General features: G+C 53.0%; 10 protein-coding genes. 5 read left to right on the top strand and 5 right to left on the bottom strand.

The genetic code is table 11. The features are described 5' to 3' along the window. Nucleotides 1-22: 22 nt before the first annotated feature. Entirely contained in the window at nucleotides 23-1,561 is a 1,539-nt protein-coding gene (amaB, locus tag BN8_RS21855; protein ID WP_009284122.1) for an L-piperidine-6-carboxylate dehydrogenase, read from the bottom strand. Between the two features lie 140 nt (nucleotides 1,562-1,701). Between amaB and BN8_RS32585 the strand changes: the two genes are divergently transcribed. The 5 genes from BN8_RS32585 (at nucleotide 1,702) to BN8_RS21880 (ending at nucleotide 7,818) form a co-directional block, all read left to right on the top strand. Continuing rightward, complete coding sequence (locus tag BN8_RS32585) at nucleotides 1,702-2,844, top strand: fasciclin domain-containing protein (protein ID WP_009284123.1); 1,143 nt, start codon at nucleotides 1,702-1,704, stop codon at nucleotides 2,842-2,844. Nucleotides 2,845-3,008: 164 nt separating this feature from the next. Then, nucleotides 3,009-3,563, top strand: a complete 555-nt coding sequence (locus BN8_RS21865) for an RNA polymerase sigma factor (protein WP_040006432.1) — start codon at nucleotides 3,009-3,011, stop codon at nucleotides 3,561-3,563. 44 nt (nucleotides 3,564-3,607) lie between these two features. Further along, nucleotides 3,608-4,381 (top strand): anti-sigma factor, encoded by a 774-nt coding sequence (locus BN8_RS21870; RefSeq protein ID WP_229368262.1) that lies wholly within the window; start codon nucleotides 3,608-3,610, stop codon nucleotides 4,379-4,381. Between the two features lie 57 nt (nucleotides 4,382-4,438). Beyond that, nucleotides 4,439-4,960 carry a peptide-methionine (R)-S-oxide reductase MsrB gene (gene msrB / locus BN8_RS21875; RefSeq protein ID WP_009284126.1) on the top strand — a complete coding sequence of 174 codons (522 nt, stop codon included), beginning with the start codon at nucleotides 4,439-4,441 and terminating at the stop codon, nucleotides 4,958-4,960. Between the two features lie 239 nt (nucleotides 4,961-5,199). Then, nucleotides 5,200-7,818 carry a penicillin-binding protein 1A gene (locus tag BN8_RS21880; protein ID WP_009284127.1) on the top strand — a complete coding sequence of 873 codons (2,619 nt, stop codon included), beginning with the start codon at nucleotides 5,200-5,202 and terminating at the stop codon, nucleotides 7,816-7,818. Between the two features lie 98 nt (nucleotides 7,819-7,916). Here the strand turns inward: BN8_RS21880 and BN8_RS21885 are convergent, their stop codons facing one another. The 4 genes from BN8_RS21885 to BN8_RS21900 form a co-directional block, all read right to left on the bottom strand. Then, nucleotides 7,917-9,089 carry a cellulase family glycosylhydrolase gene (locus tag BN8_RS21885; RefSeq protein ID WP_009284128.1) on the bottom strand — a complete coding sequence of 391 codons (1,173 nt, stop codon included), beginning with the start codon at nucleotides 9,087-9,089 and terminating at the stop codon, nucleotides 7,917-7,919. Nucleotides 9,090-9,171: 82 nt separating this feature from the next. Further along, nucleotides 9,172-10,365 (bottom strand): aldose epimerase family protein, encoded by a 1,194-nt coding sequence (locus BN8_RS21890; protein WP_009284129.1) that lies wholly within the window; start codon nucleotides 10,363-10,365, stop codon nucleotides 9,172-9,174. Nucleotides 10,366-10,393: 28 nt separating this feature from the next. Beyond that, nucleotides 10,394-11,440, bottom strand: coding sequence for a glycoside hydrolase family 43 protein (locus BN8_RS21895; protein WP_040006433.1), 1,047 nt, complete (start codon nucleotides 11,438-11,440; stop codon nucleotides 10,394-10,396). A gap of 132 nt (nucleotides 11,441-11,572) precedes the next feature. Then, nucleotides 11,573-16,312: a translocation/assembly module TamB domain-containing protein gene (locus tag BN8_RS21900; protein ID WP_009284131.1), complete on the bottom strand. Its 4,740-nt coding sequence runs from the start codon at nucleotides 16,310-16,312 to the stop codon at nucleotides 11,573-11,575. Nucleotides 16,313-16,334 lie beyond the last annotated feature (22 nt).

The following is a 16,334-nucleotide window of genomic DNA, read 5'->3' on the forward strand; positions in this document are numbered from 1 at the left end:
TTCAGCCGGTTCGATCCGACCTTTATAACTCGAACGTAATTCCCTGCGCCAGGGGCAGGGTTGTGCCGTAATTGATCGTATTGGTCTGCCGACGCATGTACGCTTTCCAGGCGTCAGAGCCAGACTCACGACCCCCGCCGGTTTCTTTCTCGCCCCCGAAGGCCCCTCCTATCTCAGCTCCCGACGTACCGATGTTAACGTTGGCAATACCGCAGTCGGAGCCAACTACCGACAGGAATCGTTCAGCCTCACGCAGGTTCAGCGTGAAAATTGCCGACGATAAACCCTGAGGGACGCCGTTCTGTAGTTCGATGGCTTCGTCCAGTGTTGTGTACCGAATCAGGTACAAAATGGGCGCAAACGTTTCGCGCTGGACCACCGGCCAGTGGTTCTCGGCTTCGGCAATGCACGGCCGCACGTAGCAGCCTGATTCGAATCCGGGTCCATCCAGTACGCCCGGCTCCACAACAAATCGCCCACCCGCCGACCGGATTTCCTGCACGGCAGCCTGGTAACCCTGGACGGCCTGCCGGTCGATCAACGGCCCAACGTGATAAGACTCGTCTAATGGGCTGCCGATCCGGACCTGTGCGTAGGCGTTGGCCAACCGTTTCTTTACGTCGTCGTATACCGTGTCCTGTACAATCAGTCGGCGCGTAGTAGTGCAGCGCTGCCCTGCCGTACCAACAGCCCCGAACACAATGGCCGGAATGGCCAGATCCAGGTCCGCATGTTCCGTTACAATGATAGCATTGTTACCACCCAGTTCGAGCAGGCTTCGCCCGAGTCGTCCGGCCACGGCCTCCGCTACGGCTTTTCCCATCCGCGTTGATCCCGTAGCCGACACCAGCGCAATCCGTGGGTCGCGGGCCAGCCATTCGCCCGCTTCACGACCACCTGTGATCAGGCACGAAACGCCCTCCGGTACGTCGTTGTTGCGCAGCACTTCCGTGATAATCTGCTGACAGGCCAGCGCCGTCAGCGGTGTTTTTTCCGACGGCTTCCAGATACATACATCTCCGCAAACCCAGGCAATCATGGCGTTCCACGACCAGACCGCCACCGGGAAATTAAAGGCCGAGATGATGCCTACCAGCCCCAGCGGGTGCCACTGCTCCATCATGCGGTGAGCCGGGCGTTCGGAGTGCATTGCCAATCCATACAACTGCCGGGAAAGGCCCACGGCAAAATCGCAGATGTCGATAATCTCCTGTACCTCACCCAGCCCCTCCTGAAGCGATTTACCCATTTCGTAACTGACAAGCGTACCAAGTTCGCGTTTGTATTGCCGGAACTGCTCGCCCATCTGCCGGACCACCTCACCCCGGCGGGGCGCTGGCACGAGACGCCACTCCTGAAAAGCCGCCTGAGCCGTTTCGATCACCCGGTCGTAATCACTACGTGTCGACGGGTACACCCGGGCAATAAGCTGCCCATCGGCGGGTGAAAATGAATCAATGATTTTCTCCGAACGATCCGTCGTAGCGGAATGCCAGAACTGCTGACCTGTACTGGTGCCGGGCTTAACGGACTGCGTCGGCAGAGGAAGAATAGACTGCATACGATATACTAACGATTGGATGAAATGTGGACAAATCTACCGGGCTACGGATAAATAAGCCGCACCCGGCCATAAACTTTTTGGTCTTTTTCCGGTTAAAACAGGGTGTTATCTACCGATAAACGCTCAACGTCAACGTTATGAAAATCAATCAAACCATTAGCCTGTTAGCACTCGGGACGGTGCTATCGACTGTAACCGCAAACGCCCAGACCAACACGGGGTCCGGCACAATTAATAACTCAGCGTCAACGTATCCACAGGGCGCTGTTGTAACAGACTCGCTTCCGAAAGGCCGCAACAACAACGACCGCAATACGGATCGCCGACGCAACCGCCGAAACCAGAACTCGCGGGACAATACATACGGTAACGCGCCCGGCACTCAGGACGACCGCTATCGCCAAAGTTCAAGCGCCAGCGGTACCAGCGTCAACAGCAGCAATACGCAGAATTACAACACCAATAACGCTACGAATCCGCCGACCGGCGTAGGTAGCACACCGTCAACTGCCAACAACCCGGCGGTGGTTCCTGGTCAGCAGATCAGTAATGGGCAGAACAACAGCACCAGCCGCGGCTCAGTAGGCAACAGTTCACAAAGTGTTCCATCGGGCAGTACGGCAACCAGCGGTTCATCATCGGGTAGCACTACCCCGCCCGAAGAATCGATGTCTGGTACGAACAGCAGCACATCCGGTGTTACCACCAATCGTCAGCTAACGACCACCCCGGGAGCAACGGGTACGGGCATGGCTGTCGCGGGTGGCTCAACTGGCAGTAACCCGAACGCAGCGCCCGGCCGGGCCAATAATGAAAGCGTTGGCGATTACGTTGCCTCTGCCCCCGATTATTCGACCTTGCAGAACGCACTGCAATCGACCGATCTCGACAAGACCCTGATGGGTTCGGGTACGTTCACGGTGTTTGCGCCGTCTAACAGTGCATTCAAAAAACTACCGGTCAAGATGCAGAATACGCTCCTGGAAGGTGAGAACATGGCTTCGCTAAAGAAACTGCTGAGTTACCATATGATCGAAGGGACAATGGATGCCAAAGAACTGGCTCGTCAGATCAACGCCGGCAAAGGTAAGGCACAACTCAAAACAATGTCGGGAGGTATGCTGACGGCTCAGATCGGTTCAAATGGTCGTGTCATGCTTACGGATGAACAAGGCAGCGTGGCATACGTTGATGCCGCCGACCAGTACCAGTCAAACGGGATAGTTCATGGAATTGATAAAGTATTGTTACCCAAAGGAGTTGCGGCCACATTTAAGTAAGACCCCGAATTACTGCCGACAGATACGAAGCAGGACAACCAGGCTATCTGTACAAAAATACAGGTCTGGTTGCCCTGCTTTTCTGTCTTTATGAATGACTGACACCCTTGCACCGTTCGTAGTATTGTTTTTTTGATATATTTGAGCCACTTAATCCTTACCGTGTGAAACGACAGTCATCAATGGTTTCTGAAAGCGTTCTGATCGAGAAGCTTAACCAGCGCGATCAACGAGCTTTCCATTGGCTGTACGATCAATACTCGCCGGCTCTCTACGGCGTGGTTCTTCGCATCGTGCGCGACGAAGAACAGGCCCAGGATCTGCTCCAGGACATATTCATTAAAATTTGGAAAAATTTAGACGCTTACGATGCGCAAAAAGGCCGTTTATTTACCTGGATGTTGAACGTAGCCAGAAATACGGCTATTGATGCACTCCGCTCCCGAAAAACGCAACCAGCCAGCGCAATCCGAACCGACGAGGAGAACGTACATATTGTTGACCGTCAGCACAACACTGAACAGCCTAATCCCGAACACATTGGCGTGAAGGAAGTGGTAAGTCAACTGCGTCCCGAACGTCGAGAGCTGATTGACTTGGTTTATTTTAATGGTTATACGCACGAAGAAGCAGCGGAGGCTTTGAACATGCCGCTTGGAACGGTAAAAACCCGGATCCGGGCCGCATTGCAGGAGCTTAAGCAACTATTTAAATCATGAACGTAACGGAGTACATAGCGTCCGGTATTTTAGAATCTTACGTCATGGGTGCAGTAAGCGACCAGGAACGACGTGAGGTCGACTGCCTGTCGTCTATTTACCCAGAAATCAAACAGGAACTCGAGCAACTATCGGCTTCTCTGGAAAACTATGCGCTGCTGCATAGTATCGAACCACCCCCTCAGCTAAAAGCAAGTCTGCTTCAAAAGTTAACCTTTGAAGAACAGGAAGATCGGCCGGAGCCAATTGTTCGGCCAATGCCGGTCGAGCCTACATCGCGCCCTACGTTTCAGGTAACCTGGATTGCCGCGGCTGCTGTGGGGTTACTCCTGTTAACTTTCTCGTTCTTTCTGGTATCCCGGCTGAACAATGAACAACAAACCGTAAGCTCATTACAATCGACTAATAGCAGCCTCCAGACTGAACTTCGGCAGTTGCGCGACCGCCAGCAGCGCGATGAACAGGTACTGGCATTACTGCGGCAGCCCGGCACGCGTACGCTTGAACTCCGAGGCAACGAAAAAGCACCCAACGGGGACATCCTGCTCTATTGGAACCCACAGAACCAACAGGTAGCCGTTGAGGTACGTTCGCTTCCCTCCTTGCAGCCCGACCAGCAATACCAGCTCTGGTCACTGGTGAATGGCAAGCCTATTGACGCGGGTGTATTCGATGGCGGAAACGCAGCCCCTTATTTACAACGCCTGAACCGACCGATTGGTCAGGCTGATGCGTTCGCTATTACGGTGGAGAAGCGCGGTGGTAGCCCTACCCCAACGCTCTCAACGCTCCTGGCCATGACTCCTGTTGGAAGTTGAACTATGGCCAGACTACGTTTGTTGTTTTAGAACAATCACTTGTTAATCACTGCGATTATGTCGAAAAGCATTGCTGTTTTTCTGGTATCCTTATTGCTCATTGGAAGTGGTTTTATAGCCCTTACCAGATTCAACAAACCAACACCCACCCCACAGCACACGGCCGACGAAAAACCGCCCGGAGGTCGTCGGGTTATCAAATCCAACGCCGAGTGGAAAAAAATCCTGACGCCGGACCAGTACGCCGTTCTACGTGAACACGGTACCGAACGCGCTTTCACGAGCCCACTCAATGATGTGCATGAGAAAGGTACATTTTACTGCGCGGCCTGCCATAATCCTCTCTTCAAGACCGACACAAAATTCAACTCCGGTACCGGCTGGCCAAGCTTTTACGCACCAATTGCCAAAAACGCAGTCCGGGAAGAAGTAGACAAAAGCTATGGCATGGTACGCACCGAAGTTCTCTGCAATGTGTGTGGGGGGCACCTGGGTCACGTTTTCGACGATGGTCCCAAGCCAACCGGCCTGCGTTATTGCATGAACGGCGTCGCTATGACATTTGAAAAAAGCAAATAATGAGCTTTCAGGGACGAGTGACCTAAACACTCAGTCTATATAAGAACTATTCTATTTATCAATGGGTTAATGAGAAGCCGGGCCACCTAGCCCGGCTTCTTTATATTACATCGGCCGAAAATGCGTTATATTTGGCGGCCATTCAGGAAGATTAATCAAGTGGGGAAGGGTAGGCAGGCCGCGATGTACAGCGCAATTTATTGCGTAACCTTATCCAGTTTTTACCGAATTAGAAACGCATGAGTGAGTTTAGGGAACGATTCCGCGCCGTCCGACACGCCTATGGAGCGTTTCGGCAACGAATCAGGCAACGCCAGGCTCATCTTGGCCATGTCAGGCGCGGAGTTGGTCGTCGATTATACAAACAAACCGTCCGGATTGCCGGCGAAGAGCGAACGAATGCCGTAGTCAGGTCTTACCGTCAGGCACGCGGTCAACTACGTTCATTTATCCACCGTTACATTGATCCTGACGCGTGGTATTACCCCTACGTCAAGAATTCCATCAACGTTCTTTTATGGCTGGCGTTGTTAACAGGTCTTTATGTTTTCACGCTGAATTACAACTTCCTGTACCTGACCGGCGAGATGCCGAGCGTGGAAGAACTACGTAATCCCAAGCTGAACCAGTCGTCCGAGATTTATTCGCTCGATGGCGTACCCATCGGGAAATTTTACGCCGAGAACCGAACCCCGATCAATTACGAGGATATTCCCAAGCAACTCATTAATGCCCTGATCGCAACGGAAGATGTCCGTTTTTACGACCACGGGGGTGTGGATATGCGCTCGGTCGGCCGGGCCGTAGTGGGTGTGTTGACGGGTCGAAGTAATACTGGTGGCGGCAGTACCATTACGCAGCAGCTTGCCAAAAACCTCTTTAAAACCCGTCGTCAAGCCCAGTCGGGGCTGTTGACGCGCGTTCCTTTCATCAGGACGATCATTTACAAATCAAAGGAATGGTTAATGGCCCTGAAGCTGGAGCGGAACTTTACGAAGGAAGAAATTATCACGTATTACTTCAATACTGTTGATTTCGGCAAAAACGCTTTCGGCTTGAAAACGGCGGCACGGACGTATTTCCGTAAGCAGCCCGATAGTCTGAACATCCAGGAAGGAGCCGTACTGGTTGGCTTGCAGAAGGCAACAACAGCTTACAACCCCGTCAAAAATCCCAAACGCTCGAAGGAACGTCGGAATGTGGTACTGGCGCAGATGGCCAAATACGGGTATCTGACCCGCCAGCAGGCCGACTCGATTAGTAAGCTACCGCTGCTGGTTCGTTATACCCCCGAAAATCCGGCATCGGGTCCGGCCAGTTACCTTAAGAATGCCGTTGAGGATTTTGTTCAGAAATGGGCGGAACAATACAACGAGGAAAACCCCGGTTCTGAAATCAATCTGTATACGGGTGGTCTCAAAATTTACACGACCATCGACTCCCGCATGCAGGAATATGCTGAAGCAGCTACGCAGGAGAAGATGAAACAGCTCCAGCGCACCTTCGATAACCACTGGGGCAACCGCCCACCGTGGACGGACGAAGACGGGCGCGAAATTCCCGGCTTTATCGACTCTGTGGCAAAGCGTACGGAGCGGTACAAATCGCTGGTTCGCCGGTTTCCCAACCAGCCCGACTCCATCAATTACTACATGAAAGTTAAGAAGTATAAGATGCGGGTCTTCAGTTGGAAAAGCAAAACTGGGTACGATTCCACCCAGATGACGCCTTTCGACTCCATCGAGTACTATAAGCATTTTCTGCAAGCCGGCATGGTGGCGATGGACCCGCACACGGGCTACATCCGGGCGTGGGTAGGCGGCCTGGACTACGATTTCTTCAAGTACGATCACGTTAAGCAGGGTAAGCGCCAGCCTGGGTCCACCTTCAAGCCATTCGTCTACACAGCCGCTATCGACGATACGCTCATCAACCTCAGCCCCTGCGACCGGATTCAGGACCGGCCGTTCCGCAAGGAATTTATCAACAGCGAAGGCGAAGAGGACGTTTGGGAACCGCGCAATTCGGTCGGCTACTACACTTATTCGAACATGACCCTTCGCCGGGCGCTGGCCCGTTCCGTCAACTCCATCACGGCCCAGTTAACGGACCGCGTAACGCCGGAGCGAGTGGTTCAGTACGCCAAACGGATGGGAATTAAAAGCCGGCTGGCTCCTGTACCATCCATTGGTCTGGGTTCATCGGATGTATCCTTGTACGAACTGGTTGCTTCGTACTGTACGTTTGTCAACAATGGTCAGTATACCGAACCGCTGATCGTGCAGCGTATTGAAGACAGCGACGGCAAAGAAATTGAAACGTTCACGCCGGAGCGTCGACAGGCCATCAGCCCAGAAACGGCTTTCCTGATGATTCACATGCTCAAAGGAGGCTTACAGGAATCCGGTGGAACATCGCAAAACCTGTGGTCGTTTAACCTGTTCAAGAACCGCCATGAAATGGGTGGTAAAACCGGTACGACATCCAACAACTCGGATGGCTGGTTCGTCGGAGTATCGGATAAGCTGGTTGTTGGGGCCTGGGTTGGGGGCGACGACCGAAGTATCCACTTCCGATCCACTGATTTAGGCGAAGGAGCCAAAACGGCCCTACCCCTGGTCGGTAGTTTTCTTGAAAAGGTGTATGCCGACAGTAAGTTTAAGAACTTACAGGGGCCTTTTCCGAAACCGACGGTGCCTATCACCAAAGAATACCTGAACTGCGGCTATGACCCCTCAGAAGAAGAGGAAAAATCAGACTCGACAGACACATCGTCGGAGAGTATAGGTGACTCTCTCTTTATACCCGCCCCGCCCTTGCCTGACCCCAGTGCATCGCCGGATTCGACCAATACATAACAAAAAAGGCTGCCAATCTCATGGCAGCCTTTTTTGCTGGCTTCCCAGCGATCATAGGAATTTCGTTTACCGGTTGTAAAAGCTATTTTGACGTAGTATCAATTCGCTTTTACACCTGTTGCCGCTTTGATAGCCGCTACTTCCTGAGGATCGATGGGCGTACCATCTGTTCGGAACACTTCATGAAACCAGACAGCCGGCTCCCGACCATTTACATACGGTTTCTGCCAGCTATCCCACGGCAGGAACGTCTGTGTTTTACCGGCCACGAAGCCCCAGTTAATCATACCAACTTTGTGTTTCTTAGCAATGGGCAGGTGCGTCTGAAACTTGCTGTTGGCTCCCCGGGCCATGTACTCCGTGCAGATAACAGGCCGACCGTATTTCTGGAGCGTCGGAATGATTTTTTCCAGTTCATCGGCCGAAGCGTACTGGTGGAATGTGATCACATCAGAGTTGTTAAACTGCACTCTTTCCATAGGCGTCCACTTTTCAGGATTTCCCCAGTCATGATCGCCCGTAAAGATCCAGACGCCTGATGTCAGCGGTTGGCTTGGACTGACTGACCGAACCCACTGGAATACCTGAGGCAGCAGATTCGTCACGATCTCGATTTTGCGCTGCTTGGGCAGTTCGGTCTTGATCGTGTGGTTCTGGCCGTAGCTGTTATCGTTGGCGTTGTCCGGCTCGTTCCACATATCCCACATCAAAATGCGATCATCGTTTTTGAACGCGCTGACGACTCCCTTCACGTAGGCCTCCAGACGCGGGTACTGGGAAACATCCGACAGCGCATCGGCACCGGGGCTCTGCACCCAGCCCGAGTTATGAATACCCGGCACTGGCTCGTGTTGCTTTCCTAACTTGGGAAGCGGGTCCCAGCAGGAATCGAACAGCACCAGCATCGGCCGAATTTTATGCTTTTTGCAGATGTCCAGAAATTGGCTAAGCCGTTTTTTAAATCCTTCGGCGTCCTGTTGCCAGAGCAGATCGTGCAAAAACACGCGCATTGTATTCATGCCGATACTTTCGGCCATGGCTAATTCTTTATCAATCATTTGTGGATCGAATGTTTCGGCCTGAAACATTTCCAATTGATTGATCGCGCTGGCGGGTGCGTAGTTGGCCCCTACCAGAAAGGGTTGCTTTTTGTACCAGGCGTTAGCCTTATCTGCCGACCATCGCCCGGGGGCATCTGTCGTTCCAGTACTCTGCTGAGCGATAGCCACTGTTGAAAACAACAGCAGTATCACAAACGAAATACGTTTCATAAACAATAGGATGAGTTATCTATGTATTATTGATAAAAGCGGAGAAGGTTGCATTTTATCCCTATGCAAACCGACTCTACGTTTAGTTAACCGTTGAAAATTGATACGTTGTGGTCTGTCTGTAGGTCTGCCCCGGCTTCAGGATAGTGCTTGGGTAGGTTGGGTGATTGGGCGAATCAGGATAATGCTGGGCCTCCAGTGCGAAAGCCTCGCGGTAGTTGGTGGCTTTGCCGTATTTACCCGTATCATTACCGGTGAAGAAGTTACCGCCGTAAAACTGTATGGCGGGCTCGGTTGTCAGCACCTCCATTTTGATCCCCGATTTATCGCCCACAATTTCAACCGCCTTCTCAACACCGGCTCCCTTCCGGTTCAGAACAAAATTATGATCGTAGCCACCGCCAAAGGTCAGTTGTTCGTTTTTCTCGTTCACCCGGGCGCCAATAGCGGTTGGCTTCCGGAAGTCGAACGGTGTCCCTTCCACAGAAACCGGTTCGCCCTGCGGAATAAGTCCCTTGTCCACCACCGAGTAGCGATCGGCATTGATCATCAATACGTGATTATTGATGGTTCCGCTCGCTGCACCATTCAGGTTGAAAAAGCCGTGACTGGTTGGGTTGTAGGGCGTCGGTTTGTCGGTAGTAGCCGAGTAGTCAATCTGTAACCCATTGTCGTCGGTCAGTGTGTAGGTTACGTTTGTCGTAACGGTACCAGGAAAACCACCCTCGCCATCCTTTGATACGTAAGTTAGTTGGATCGACTTGTCGTCGGCCTGTTTTACGTCCCAGACCTGGTTGTGAAAGCCCGACGGCCCGCTGTGCAACGTATTGCCGTTGTTGTTGAGTTCGGTCGAGTAGGTTTTGCCGTCGAGCGTGAATTTTCCTTTCGCAATCCGGTTGCCGAATCGACCAACAATCGGTCCGTAGAATGGCTCATTGGCCTTCTGATAGGCCTGAGCCCTAGCAAACCCCGGTACTACGTCGGTCGGCACGCCATTTTTATCCGGCAAAATCAACCCTACGATCCGTGCACCGTAGTTCGTAATCGCCACCTGCATATCTTTATTTTTCAGGATGTGCAGGCTTACTGGTTTACCTTTAATCGTATCGGCAAATGTTGCCGGTTCGGGCAGTTGAGCGGCCGCCATCGCCGTTGTATCGGAAGCCATTGCCGTTTCGGTTGAATCCAGCGCAGCAGATTCGGTTTTGTTAGCTTTCTGGCAACCATTCAGAAACAGCATGGCGGCTACCGCCACTGGAACAAGGGTTCTATACATGGGTATAAGGTTAATGATCTGTTAGTAGTTACTTATCGCCTGTTTGTGAAGCCGACACGGATACGGTTCGCATCGGCCGACCGAAGTTGGGCGTTCCGTCGGTGTTCCAGGTAAAGGGTTGTATATGCGGAGCCCGTTTGTTACCGCAACCATCCGTAGCACTCGGATTAGCGTGGTAGATCATCCAATCCTGCCGCCCGTCCGGCGACCGGAAAAAGCCCCCGTGACCAGGCGCATAGATCCCCTCCTCGAGCGATTGGGTAAAGACCGGCTGTGCGTGTTTACGCCAGTTTCCGGCCTTCAGCAGGCTACCACCCGTATGCGTCAGCAGCCCGTAGCAGTAGTCCAACCAGCAGGCATTGGCGGAGTAAATGATGAAACGGTGCTTGCCGTTCTGCAAAAACTCCGGCCCTTCGTTGACGTAGATCTTCGGTACTTCACCGTTTTTCTGCCACTCCTGCGGCACGTCGCCATGTTTTTCCCAAGCCAGTTCAGGCTGCGAAATCAGAACCCGGTCGCCTTTCATTGTCCAGGGGTTTTTGAGTCGGGCAATGTAAATATTCTGCTGGCCGTTGGTGGCTCCCTCCCAGCCCGACCAGATGGCGTATAATTTACCTTTGTGCTCAAACGTAGAGAGGTCAATGGCCCAGTGGTCGCCGGGGTCAGCCAGTTTTCCTTTCAACGTCCATTCGCCCTCCATAGGGTCGGCCGACGCGTTTTCCAGTACCCAGATACGGTGTCCAATGTTGTTGAGGCTGTCGGCCGCGAAGTACACGTACCACTTTCCGCGCAGGTGATGAATCTCGGGCGCCCACAAATCCCGGGAATACGCCTTACCCTTTGGTGGCGTGTAGATTACTTTCTGCTGAGCCGTAGCCAGATCAGCCATGTTACGTGTTTTCCAGAGCCTGAGATTACTGCCGGTCGTATTCATGTAATAATACCAGCCATCTTTCTGAAACACCCACGGATCTGGGCCCGACGACTTCACGGGGTTGGTAATGGTTCGTTGTGCCAACACCAGTTGGCCAAAGCTGATCAGCACAAACAGCGTGAGCAGGCAGGTTCTCTTCATGTGCAAATAGACGTCCGAACTAAGGCAAAGCAAATGCATTACAAACCGCGGAAAATCGCGCTCAGCATACAGATCGGTTTACCTGTTAGGGAGAAAAGAACAATTCGGCTGATTTTACCCCTTCCGTGACGATTAGAAACTGCCGCGGCCGTTTCCACTCAGCACTGGTGCCGTTCCCGCTCCCGGCGCCGTGAGCGACTCAGTTGCAGTCGTGTTGGGTACCAGACCGGGTGTGGTGCGGTTGCTGCTGCCGAACAACCGGTTAAACGAGCGGGTGTAAAGGAAGCTCAGCCCTCCGCCCGTCGTGATTGAGTTCGAGAGGTTATACTGGTTCAGGATGTTCTGCTGATTCCGGTTGTATACTTTTGCCCGGAAACGGCCATCGGGTGTGATCCAGTACTCCAGCGTCCACTCACCCAGCAAACTGGCCGCGTTGTACTGGCTCTGGCCGTACGTAAATCCGCCGTCGCGGCTGATGCGCAGCCGATCGTTCAGCAGCCGGTACGAGAACCGGAGTTGCAGGTTGTTGAGCAGGTTTTCGTTCTGCGTTCCACTTGTAAAGCCCCCGAACGATACCCCCACATCCAGGTTTTCGTCCAGCGTCGACGCCAGTCGGCTGATCTGGTTAGAGAGCAGTTCACTTACGCTGTTGGCTACGCCGGTGTTCACCTGGTTCTGTTCAAACAGGCTGGTCCCTTCCGGCAGTAACTGGTTGAAGAGTAGTATACTGCTCACCTGCCGGGTCATTTCCTGTTCGTTGCTCTGTATCCGCGACTCGAATGCCGTTACAGCCTGTCGGAAATCCGACGATGCCGGGTATTCTTTTACGTCCAGATCATAGCTGATAGCCGGTAAGCCCAGTTCGCCGTTGAGCTTAATCAGCAAATCAACCGGATACCGACGGCTTTGATCAGCACTCGCGCTTTGGACTGGCAGCAACGGCTTCAGCGAGGTGTACTGCGTATAAGCCGCCGTTACGTCGAGCAGAGCACCGTATGGGTCGCCAGTCCACGTAATGCGGCTGTTGGGCTGAATCTGGAAGCGTTTATTGATGATATTCTGAAACGTGAACGTGTAATCTCCTTCAGTGATCTCGTAATTACCGGTCATCGTGAAGTCACCCTTCGTATCAATCCGCATCCCAAGCCGACCGCGACCGTAGGCTTTGATGATGTCGCCCGTCTGCCGATCCAACTGGATTTCGCAATAGGCATCGGGCGTAATATCAAAATTGAAATCCATCTGAATCCGCGACAGATCAACTGCCGGCTGATTAGTGGCTGCGGCCGTACTGGTCGTGTTTGTGACAGATGAGGGCTGCGACGTACCCTGGCTCCGATTCACGAACCGAATCGTGTTCTCATCAGCCACTGACGTAGCACCATCGAGCGGAATATAGATGCGGGTACCTTTGTTACTGGCCAGATCGGCCTTGATCGTCAGGTTGTCGAGCGGCCCGTATAATTCGGCCTTCCCGGTCACCACCGCCTGACCGTAGAACAGATCATTGTCTTTTACGCCCGTATTGAGAATCTTGAAATTCTTAAAATCAGCATCGAAGCCGAGCGTAAAGTAGCGGAAACCATCGTGATAAACGCCCCCCCGCAACTGCGCTGTGTTGCCCTCCGGATCGTGGAGTGTCAGGCGACGGGCAATGATTTCATTTTCGCCGAAATATACTTTATCCTCGAACGACAGGTCCGCCTTGAGGTAGTCGAACCGGGCTCGGCCACGCTGTACGTCTACTTCTCCGCTTAGGATAGGGTAGCTGGGCGTACCAGTAATAGCAATTGTTCCTTTGGCAGTGCCGCCGATGTTCGAGAACAAATCCTGGGTGAATGGTTCCAGCAGGTTCAGTTCTACGTCGTTCAGCGTAGCTTTGAGATCAAATGAGTTATCTTTTTTCTGGGGTGTATAGGTTCCCCGCAGCGTCATTACATCCGCGCCACTCCGGTTAATACCGGCATCCACGTTTAACCGCTGCCGGGCCTGGTCCCATTCGCCTTTGCCCTGTACATCGCCGATCAGCACTTTGTTATAGGCCAGATCACGCACCGACAATTCGCTTTCCAGAATAGGCGTCTGGTACACATCGCGCACCGACAGAACTCCGTTCAGGACACCGGACATCGACGTATTGAGCAGCGGATTGAGGGATTCGAGCAGGAAATTGCGGGTTTCTAGTTCAAGCCGTTCCAACGAATCGGGGGCCAGTTTCCCCGACGCCAGAATGTATTGGTTCTGGTTCGAGACCATTACGTTCCGGATCGTGTACGTATCGCCAACATTACGAATCAGGCTTTGTGGATTGAGGGTCCAGTCAGCATCCAGTACGCGCACCTTCGACTGGCGGAACGTCAGATCGATAGCATCCCCCTTAAAGCGCAGTTCGCCATTCAGATCGGCCCGGTTCGGCAGCCGCTGCCCTTCCGTATTGGTTGCAACCTGCTCCAGACTGCTCGTGAAATCAATGTGATCGACATCCCACGATGCCTCGACCTGCAGGTTTTTGGTTGGAATTTGCCGGGAAAATTCCTGGCGTTGCGACGACAGCACCGCCGAGGCAAGCACTTCCTGACCGAACGTAAATTTCGACGTAGTCAGATCCAGTTCGCTGGGGCCAAAAGAGATCGTGCCGATCTGAAGCGAATCGGTTTTGACGTCTGCTGTGAAGAACGAAGTATTATCAATCGTAAACTGTCCTTCGAGCCGCGTATTTGGTGCTACAAATACAGAGGGGCTCAGGAACGTCACCAGCGGAGCTATGTTCCGCGCCACCAGCACGTAATCAATACCGTAACGCGGCAGGGGCCGGGCTACCAACGGACGATTTGGCACGGGATTGATGATGCTGATGAACGGGCTGTTCACAGGAGGTACGTAGCCAAACTCCCGCTGCTTGCGTTGATAATACGTTGTCAGTCCGGCCGCATCGCCCGCAAAATACAACTGATATTCTTTTGCCAGCCGGGTCAGGTCATCCACGGCCTGCTGCGGCTGAAAATTACCCTGAAATCGGGCGGTCAGGAAGTCGGAGATCAGGTCGTAGTAGCGCGTAGACTGTTGCGGCTGGGTTTGAATCACCGACGACACTACCGAAACCGTATCGATGTTCAGGTTACGGCCGTTAAGCGTAAGCGTTGCATTCCGGAAGTTGGCTGTACCAACCAGGTTATCGACCGTATTACCCTCCAGCTCAACGTCAAGCGCCGTCTGAACCGCCAGCGAATCGCTTAGGTAACCAAGCGCCCGGAAGTCGGCCTTTCTAACATTTCCCCGAACGTCGAAGCGGTTCTGAGGACCGCGCAGGTCAAACTCCCCATCGAGCATGAACGCCAGGTTGGGGTCGTTTAAACTAAGCTGTCCGTGAAAAAACGCCTTCTGTAGATTACCACGTACGACTACGTTGCGATAATCGTAACCCTGCAAGCCGAAACGCGATAGCCGACTGTCTACATCGATGCTGGCCCGATCAAGTGACAGCCCTGTTCCGACGATGCGTCCCTGCCCATCGATCTGCTGAATCAGTTCGGGTCGGTCGATCAGTTGGCCAACCGCCAGGCGGGTAGCTGTCAGATTTGCCGTGTAAGCTGTCAATGCCGGATTAGCCGCCAGTTTAAGTTTCAGATCGCCCGATACGGCACCGATAGCCGTACGAAAATTACCTTTCGTGACAAAATCATCAAAGGCCCCGGCGAAGGTGGCGTTGAATGTTACGGTCCCCAGTTTCCCAATGGTCTTGTTAAAGCTGGAATCAGGGTAATATTGCCGAATGTCGGCCATGTTGACGAGCGACGGCGTAAAGTTGAAATCGACCGTTATTCGATCCACATCCGGCAACCCCTTAAACGCAATATCACCGGTCAGTTTGCTGCGACCACTCGGGCCAAAGCGAAGATCGGTGCGGCTGAGCCGGAAATCCTTGACCGTACCCAGAAAATTACCGGTCAACAGCCACGTTTCCTTCAGCCCGCGCAGATAACTCGAAAAATACCCCAGGTCCTTCGACTGCACCCGGCTGTTGCGCAAACGCCCCTGCATAACTACGCGGCTGTTAAAATCACTGAAAGCCGATGGTTTGTCGTACAGAAACGTAATGCCTTCGCGGACAATGGAATTGTTGATGTGCGCGTGCAGATCAGCCATTTCCATCTTGGTAGCGCAGTATAGAAAGCGCGTATCAAGTCGACGGATTTTAATGTCCGTATCGCGGTCATACCCACGAAGCCGCTTCATATCCAGCGCAATGGTATCGCCCAGGATCAACAGATCGCGCACGTCGGCGTTGAGGTTCAGCAACCGGAAGTGATTGTAGTCGAAGCTATTGCGATCACGCATGTACGGCTCCCGCGGATCATCAAGCGAGAAAGCGCCCTCCGCCAGCGTCACGTGACCGACCGTAAAGGGAATGTTCTGGTTAGGAATACTGGGCTTGGTCGAATCGGCCAGCAGCTCGTTGATACGGGCAATAAACTCGTCGATATTCAGATCGCCCGTTTTCGGATTTTTTATCAGCCGGACGTCAGGTCGATACAGCACCACTTCGTCGAGGTGAATATTATGCGCCGATGAATCGATCAGGTTACGCAGGTTGTAATCGACCTCCAGCCGCCCAACCTGGATCATATCCCGCTGCTGCCGATCCTGAATCCGGACTCCTTCGAGCGTCAGTGAATCAAACCATTTGATAGATACCCCCTCAATATCGACCGGGAACTGTAGCGTTTTTGAAACGCGATCGGCAACCTCCTGCACCAGCCGCGTCTGAACGGCCGGTAGCTGCAGGAGCAACATGACTCCCACCAACAACCCCACGACCACGATGGTCAGGTAGAGTAGCGTTTTCAGGAATATGTTGACAAATGAGCGCATCAATTATTGGCTAACAGATGGG

This window comes from Fibrisoma limi BUZ 3 (assembly GCF_000296815.2).
In the GTDB taxonomy this organism is placed as follows: Bacteria; Bacteroidota; Bacteroidia; order Cytophagales; family Spirosomataceae; genus Fibrisoma; species Fibrisoma limi.

What these genes read in the sequence shown, in the direction of transcription:
- amaB (WP_009284122.1), bottom strand. Translation starts at nt 1,561, where the DNA reads ATGCAGTCTATTCTTCCTCTGCCGACGCAGTCCGTTAAGCCCGGCACC.
- BN8_RS32585 (WP_009284123.1), top strand. Translation starts at nt 1,702, where the DNA reads ATGAAAATCAATCAAACCATTAGCCTGTTAGCACTCGGGACGGTGCTA.
- BN8_RS21870 (WP_229368262.1), top strand. Translation starts at nt 3,608, where the DNA reads ATGGGTGCAGTAAGCGACCAGGAACGACGTGAGGTCGACTGCCTGTCG.
- msrB (WP_009284126.1), top strand. Translation starts at nt 4,439, where the DNA reads ATGTCGAAAAGCATTGCTGTTTTTCTGGTATCCTTATTGCTCATTGGA.
- BN8_RS21880 (WP_009284127.1), top strand. Translation starts at nt 5,200, where the DNA reads ATGAGTGAGTTTAGGGAACGATTCCGCGCCGTCCGACACGCCTATGGA.
- BN8_RS21885 (WP_009284128.1), bottom strand. Translation starts at nt 9,089, where the DNA reads ATGAAACGTATTTCGTTTGTGATACTGCTGTTGTTTTCAACAGTGGCT.
- BN8_RS21890 (WP_009284129.1), bottom strand. Translation starts at nt 10,365, where the DNA reads ATGTATAGAACCCTTGTTCCAGTGGCGGTAGCCGCCATGCTGTTTCTG.
- BN8_RS21895 (WP_040006433.1), bottom strand. Translation starts at nt 11,440, where the DNA reads ATGAAGAGAACCTGCCTGCTCACGCTGTTTGTGCTGATCAGCTTTGGC.
- BN8_RS21900 (WP_009284131.1), bottom strand. Translation starts at nt 16,312, where the DNA reads ATGCGCTCATTTGTCAACATATTCCTGAAAACGCTACTCTACCTGACC.